The sequence below is a fragment of the Prosthecobacter sp. genome, assembly GCF_049294395.1.
GTDB lineage: Bacteria > Verrucomicrobiota > Verrucomicrobiia > Verrucomicrobiales > Verrucomicrobiaceae > Prosthecobacter.
This window is the reverse complement of record NZ_JBAQCR010000021.1, coordinates 1-6,415: the sequence shown is the minus strand read 5'-3', so window position 1 is coordinate 6,415 and position 6,415 is coordinate 1. Positions and strand designations below refer to the sequence as shown.

At 60.3% G+C, this 6,415-nt stretch carries 6 protein-coding genes; 5 read left to right on the top strand and 1 reads right to left on the bottom strand.

What is annotated here, in order from left to right:
* Both WAW39_RS01345 and WAW39_RS01340 read left to right on the top strand, forming a co-directional pair.
* The coding region (locus WAW39_RS01345; protein WP_422314984.1) for a hypothetical protein at positions 1–893 on the top strand (893 nt) is incomplete at its 5' end.
* A gap of 73 nt (positions 894–966) precedes the next feature.
* Entirely contained in the window at positions 967–2,259 is a 1,293-nt protein-coding gene (locus tag WAW39_RS01340) for a PQQ-binding-like beta-propeller repeat protein (RefSeq protein ID WP_422314982.1), read from the top strand.
* A 324-nt stretch (positions 2,260–2,583) separates the two neighbouring features.
* Here the strand turns inward: WAW39_RS01340 and WAW39_RS01335 are convergent, their stop codons facing one another.
* Complete coding sequence (locus WAW39_RS01335) at positions 2,584–3,705, bottom strand: amidohydrolase family protein (RefSeq protein WP_422314980.1); 1,122 nt, start codon at positions 3,703–3,705, stop codon at positions 2,584–2,586.
* A 283-nt stretch (positions 3,706–3,988) separates the two neighbouring features.
* Here WAW39_RS01335 and gnd point away from each other — a divergent pair, with 283 nt between their 5' ends.
* The 3 genes from gnd to WAW39_RS01320 all read left to right on the top strand — a co-directional run bounded on the left by gnd (position 3,989) and on the right by WAW39_RS01320 (position 6,292).
* Complete coding sequence (gnd, locus tag WAW39_RS01330) at positions 3,989–5,431, top strand: decarboxylating NADP(+)-dependent phosphogluconate dehydrogenase (RefSeq protein WP_422314978.1); 1,443 nt, start codon at positions 3,989–3,991, stop codon at positions 5,429–5,431.
* Positions 5,432–5,541: 110 nt separating this feature from the next.
* Positions 5,542–5,739: a hypothetical protein gene (locus WAW39_RS01325; RefSeq protein WP_422314976.1), complete on the top strand. Its 198-nt coding sequence runs from the start codon at positions 5,542–5,544 to the stop codon at positions 5,737–5,739.
* Positions 5,726–6,292, top strand: coding sequence for a hypothetical protein (locus WAW39_RS01320; RefSeq protein ID WP_422314973.1), 567 nt, complete (start codon positions 5,726–5,728; stop codon positions 6,290–6,292). Before WAW39_RS01325 ends, WAW39_RS01320 begins: the two co-directional genes overlap by 14 nt.
* The last annotated feature ends 123 nt before the right edge of the window (positions 6,293–6,415 follow it).

Genomic DNA, 6,415 nt, shown 5'->3' with positions numbered 1-6,415 from the left:
CGCAGAGCCGCATCAAGGATCTGGAAACGGCCCTGGCGGCCGAGCAGGGCCGGATGCAGGCGCAGGAGCAGGCCATCGCGGCGACGAATGCGCGGGCGGCTGACTTTGAAAAACGGATGATCGAGGCTCAGGATCTGGTGATCAAGCACAAGGCGGAGATGCAGTCCTACCGGGTGGAATTGAAGAAAGTCCGTGATGAGCAGGCGGCCTACGCCGCCGCTGGTGGTGCCGAGGCGGAGCTGACCAAGGCCCGCGAGGCCACCCAGGTGGCCGAGGGGAAGATCACCAACCTGCAGCGCGCACTGAAGGCGGCGGAGGCGCGGGTGGAGATGGTGCAGAAGGAATTCATGAATGCCGTGGGCCTTTCGACCGCCCCGAGTCCGAATACTTCTGCGAGTGCCAGCGACAAAAAACTGCGCGAGCAGGAAGAAAAGCTGGCACAACTGGAGGCTGAATCGCGGAAGCGTGCGCGCGAAGACGGGTACAAGATCGCGGAGCTGGAATATCGCCTGAGCGAGGCGCTGGAGGCGGTGAAGAATGCGCTGGTAGATGCCAAGTCCAAGGCGGTAGAACCAGCGCCGCCGGTGGTGGAGCAAGCTGCGCCCGTGGCGGAGCCAGTGCCGCCGCCCGCCGTGGTGGTGAATGAGGCCCCGAAGGTGGAGCCTGTGAGCAACGAGGTGGTCAAGGATGAGGCGCAGGTGGTGGATGCGCCGGTGGCGGAGGTTCCGGTGGTGGAGGTCCCCGTGACAGATTTACCGATGGCCGTGTCCCACGAGGCAGGCATACCGATGACCCCGGCTCCTGAGACTGGCATCCTGATGGCAGAGGTCCCTGTGGCAGATGCCCACGCTCCGGAAGGCCCGCTGCACGGTGCGACGGAGACGTCTGTTTAATTCGCACTTCTCGCATTTAGTGAGAACTCTTTGGGGCAATTTTTTTCCAACCAGCCACGTTGTATCCGCTCGCATGAAATTCACTCTCGCATTCATCACCCTCTTTTCTGTCACTGCGCTTTCGGCTGCGGACTGGTCACGCTTTCGCGGCCCGAACGGCACCGGAGTTGCCAACACGACCGGCCTGCCTGCGGTGGTGGATGACAGCACGACGGTGTGGAAGGTTGCTTTGGGCAAAGGGTGGTCTTCGCCGGTGCTGTGGCAGGACATGGTGATCGTGACGGCTGAAACGGGCGCGACGAAGCGCGCGGTGATCGCGATTTCCGCCAAGGACGGCAAGGAGCTGTGGAAGCATGAGGAGGAGTTTGTGCCGCATCCGATTCACAAGACGTACAACACTTATGCCAGCAGCTCCGCCTTTGTGGATGCGGAGCGCATTTACATCAACTGGAGCAGCGGCACGAACATCCAGGCGCTGGCGCTGGATCACACGGGCAAGCTGCTGTGGCGCAATGATCATGTGGCGGATTACATCCATGAGCATGGCACGGGGATCTCTCCGGTGGTGGTGGACGGCCTCATGATTGTGCGCAGCGAATTCGACTGGCAGCGCGATGGCAAGACGTACACCGAAGATCCTGAGCAGCAGAAGTGGAAGAGCTGCATCGTGGCGCTGGACACGAAGACGGGCAAGCAGGCGTGGAAGCTGGACATCCCGAACTGCCTGAACACTTTCTCCACGCCGGTGGTGCATGAACTGAAGGGCGGCGCGAAGGAACTCATCTGCGCGGACACGGCCAGCGGGGTGATGGGCATCGCGCTGAAGACGGGCAAGATCAACTGGCAGCACAATCCGGGCTACAAGCAGCGCAGCCTGGGCTCCGGGGTGATCAGCGATGACTTCTACTTCTGCACCTTCGGCACCGGCGGCGGTGTGAAGGAGATCGCGGCGCTGGACCTCAAGAGCGGCAAGCCGGTGTCTGTGCCTTTCGACATTCCGAAGGGGCTGCCCTATGTCCCCTCCCCTCTCGTGATTGGCGAGCACATGTACCTGCTGGGAGACGGCGGCATCATGCGCTGTGTGGAGTTCAAGACGGGCAAGGTGATCTATGAGGAGCGTCTCGAAGGCACCGCAGGCAGCGCCAAGTTCTTCAGCAGCCCGGTGGCGGGTGACGGCAAGATTTTCTGCGCCAGCCAGCAGGGCGATCTGATTGTGATCAAGGCGGGGCCGAAGTTTGAGAAGATCGCGGCGAGCAAGCTGGATGGCCCGGTGAATTCCGTGCCTGCGATCGGTGACAAGCGGATCTACGTGCGCACGGCGAACTCGCTGTATAGCATCGGGGCCAAGGGGCAGCCGGTGCCTTGAGTGGGGGTCGGGAAGTCATTGCTGGGAGCGCTGGTTTTTAACCGGCTCTGGAATGCGCTCCGTCATCAGAGCAAACACCGCATTTCCACTACAGCCCTTTCCATGTCCTAGCACCACGGACGCTCGCCCAGAGCCGGTTAAAAACCGGCGCTCCCAGTACGGAAGCTGCGGCTTCGCCACCGCAGGCGATGAGGCTGCCGTGCTCGCGGAGCCGCGAAGCGAAACCTCTTCACCCTGGCTTTGGATTGCTCGCTAGGTTTTCAGACAAACTCCGAAGCTTGTATTGCTGCGGTGTGCTGCGGAATAAATTCCGCGCTCCGTGGATCACCGTGTCAGCACCGGCACTGCCTGTCGCACTTCAGCAGGTGCCGTTCCAGCCTTCAGCACCGCGCCCTGCTTTGGCAGGATGGCGAGGATGTTGTCGTGGGCGATGCGTTTGGCGGTTTCGGGTTTCATGGCGTCGAGCAGGAGGTAGTAGCGCTGCATGACGGGGGCGTAGTCGTGGAAGCGGCCGACTTTGTCGGAACCGATGATGAAGCGTTCGGGGTATTTTTCGAAGAGGGCGAGCCACTCGGCGACGGGTTTGCCGTCTTTGACGAGGTAGGTGTCGAAGAGGACCCAGGAGATGTCGATGCTGAGGTTTGAGTGGGTGGCCAGCATGCGGTCGATTTCCTGCATGAGGGTGGGGACGTCCACGCGGCGGCTGATGCCGGCGTGGCACCAGACGAATTTGGTCTTGGGATGATTTGTGACGGCTTCCTCGAACTCGTGCAGGTAGATGGGTTCACGCTTCCAGACGGAGGAGGCATTGGAGTGGACGAAGACGGGGAGATCGAGCTCGGCGGCGAGCTCGTAGATGCGGTGGAGGGAGGTGTTGTTGGCCTGGGGAGTCTCGCCGTAGGTGAGGGCGGAAAGGTCGTCATGGCGGGTCATGACTTCGCCGATGCCCTGCCAGAAACCGGGGTTCCATTCGATCATGCGGCGGACGTGGTCCACGGCGTTGCGGTCGGCGCCGTTGAAGCCGCAGATGATGGGGTGGAAGTGCTTGCGGTCGGCTTCGGGGAGGGCCTGGATCTCGCGCGCGACGAGCATGTCGGTGGCGGAGTACCAGTAGCAGCGGGCGTCGTCCTCAAGGTAGTACTGGGGCTGCTGAGGCTCGGATTCGGACCACTGTTTGACCAAGGGCATGCCGCTGACGACGGCATCGGTGACGCCGGATTTCGTCATGGCCCGGAGCGCGGCGACGGCGCCATCGGTGCGCTGGAGGAAATCGACCAGGTGCAGGTGGCAGTCTGCCATGGAGTATCGCACGGGCTCAGGCTCCACGGGCACCGCAGCAGGCGGCGGGGCGGGAGTGGGGCTGACGGGCTTTTTTTGCAGATCGCGGGCAAGCAGTGCGGTGACTGCCAGACTGAGCACAATGGGGAGAACGAGGGTGATTTTCATGGGTTCAGAGGGATCGCGGGCGCTGCGCTGCGGAAATGGGTGCCAATTGAGCCGGATGCCGCCGAGTCACCCCGGCAAAAAGGGCGGGATTTCTCTCTCTTTGGGGCAACGTGGCAGTGCATGCGGATGCAGGGTGAAACGCGAGGTGTGGAGGGATAAACGAAGGCGTGAGGGCGGCACAACTGGTAAATCGTGCCGATTCCATCAATCCGGCTCATGCCAGCCATGAGGAAAATCCCCTTTGCCAAGCGGGAGGGGGCGGGTATGTCTGCGGCCCCTAAATATGAGCAAAAAAAGTGACTTCGGATTGATCGGCCTCGCTGTGATGGGCCAAAACCTCGTTCTCAACGTGGAAAGCCGCGGCTTCCAGGTGAGCGTCTTTAACCGCACCACCAGCGTGACGGATGAATTTGTGGCCAAACATCCTGGCAAGGCCCTCGTCGCAGCCCACACGCTGGAAGAGTTCGTGCAGAGCCTCGCCCTGCCGCGCAAGATTCACATCATGGTGAAATCCACCGCCGTGAAAGACACGGACCGTGACGCCGTGGACGCGGTGATCGAGCAGCTGATCCCCCTCCTCGACAAGGACGATATCATCATCGACGGCGGCAACAGCTTCTACCAAACGACGGAGCGCCGTGACGCCTACCTCGCTGGCAAGGGACTGCGCTTCATCGGCGCGGGTGTTTCCGGTGGTGAAGAAGGTGCACGCAAAGGCCCTTCCATCATGCCCGGCGGCCCTGCTTCCACCTGGGAAGTGATGAAGCCGATCTTTGAAAGCATCGCGGCGAAAGTGGACGGCGAGCCTTGCGTGATCCACATCGGCCCTGGTGGCGCGGGTCACTACGTGAAGATGATTCACAACGGCATCGAATACGGCGACATGCAGCTCATCTGCGAAGCCTACAACATCTTCAAGCACGCTGGATTCACCACCGACGAGATGGCCGCCATCTTCAACGAATGGAACGAAGGTGACATGCAGAGCTACCTCATCCAGATCTCCGGCAAAGCGCTGGAGCAGAAGGATCCTGAGACCGGCAAGCCAATCGTGGAACTCATCGTGGACAAGGCCGGCCAGAAAGGCACAGGCCAGTGGACTCTGATGAACGCCGCTGAAAACGCCGTGGTGATCAGCACCATCAACGCCGCTGTGGAAGCCCGCATTCTTTCCAGCCAGAAGAAGCAGCGCGTGGCTGCCAGCACGCAGCTCACCGGACCGACCGTGAACATCACGACGGACAAGGCTGAACTGGTGAAGAAAGTGCATGACGCTCTCTACGCCTCCAAGATCATCAGCTACGCGCAGGGCCTGGACCTCATCCAGACGATGGGTGCGAAGAAGGACTGGAAGCTGGATCTGGGTCGCATCGCCGCCATCTGGCGCGGGGGTTGCATCATCCGCGCTCGTTTCCTGAACCGCATCACCGATGCGTATCGCACGAACGCAAGCCTGGCGAACCTAATGCTGGATCCGTTCTTCAAGGACGTGCTCAGCACCACCCAGCAGAACTGGCGTGAAGTGGTCAGCATCGCGACGCTGAACGGCATCCCGGTTCCGGCGTTCAGCGCCAGCCTTGGGTACTATGACAGCTACCGTGCGGCGCGCCTGCCAGCGAATTTGCTGCAGGCCCAGCGTGACTTCTTTGGTGCTCATACCTATGAGCGCACGGACAAGCCTGAGGGCCAGATGTTCCATACGGAATGGCCTGAGGTGATTGGCTAAAGTTGACCCGTTGCGCCGCAACGGGTTCTGATAGAAATTCACGAAGGCGGCTGAGGAAACTCAGCCGCTTTTTTTGTGCAGAGCGGACCTCATTGCACTATGTTCGCGCCATGGCCTCCAACCTCACCCCTGAATACATCGCCACACTGCGGCGCATGACCGGCGCGCAGAAGCTGCGCACGGCATTTCAGTTATACTGGGGAGCTAGGAAGATCAAAGCGGCGCGCTTGCGACAACAGTTCCCCGACTGGACCGAGGAACAGGTGCAGCAAAGGGTGAAGGAGATTTTCATGCATGCAGTCACGTGAGCCATTTCTGATTTTCACGCACAAGCTGAACGAGCTTGGTGTGCGCTACATGGTCAGTGGCAGCGTAGCGGCGATCTACTACGGGGAGCCGCGTATGACCAATGACGTGGATATCATTGTCTTTCTGCGCCGGGAGGATTCGCGACGCCTGCTGGAGGCCTTTCCAGACACAGAGTTTTACTGCCCTCCACTTGAGGTGATTGAATCAGAACGCAGCCGTGATCAACGAGGTCATTTCAATCTCATCCATCATGAAACTGGCTTCAAAGCCGATATTTACATGACCGGAAAAGATGAGCTTCATGCCTGGGGCATTGCTCATGCAATAGAAGGAGACATTGATGGAGACAAAGTGAGCTTCGCGCCCCCGGAATACGTCATTGTCCGTAAACTGCAGTTCTTTCGTGAAGGCGGCTCCGCCAAGCATTTGCGCGACATCAGCCGCATGTTGACTGGCTTGAGCGATGACTGGAATCGCCAGCCTTTGCTGGGAATGATTGAAGCGCACAAGTTGCAGGACGAGTGGCAGAAAGTTCTCGAACACGCGGAGTGATTCGGATCAATCATTGTCCAATCTCAATCAAAAACGGAGCCCGCCTCTGGTGAGACGGGCTCCGCGTGGGGGGACTGGGTTAGGCTTTGAGCATGCGGGGGAGGACGGAGGCGGGGACTACTT

Coding starts and splice junctions, on each gene's coding strand:
- WAW39_RS01335 (WP_422314980.1), bottom strand. CDS start 3,705: ATGAAAATCACCCTCGTTCTCCCCATTGTGCTCAGTCTGGCAGTCACC.
- gnd (WP_422314978.1), top strand. CDS start 3,989: ATGAGCAAAAAAAGTGACTTCGGATTGATCGGCCTCGCTGTGATGGGC.
- WAW39_RS01340 (WP_422314982.1), top strand. CDS start 967: ATGAAATTCACTCTCGCATTCATCACCCTCTTTTCTGTCACTGCGCTT.
- WAW39_RS01325 (WP_422314976.1), top strand. CDS start 5,542: ATGGCCTCCAACCTCACCCCTGAATACATCGCCACACTGCGGCGCATG.
- WAW39_RS01320 (WP_422314973.1), top strand. CDS start 5,726: ATGCAGTCACGTGAGCCATTTCTGATTTTCACGCACAAGCTGAACGAG.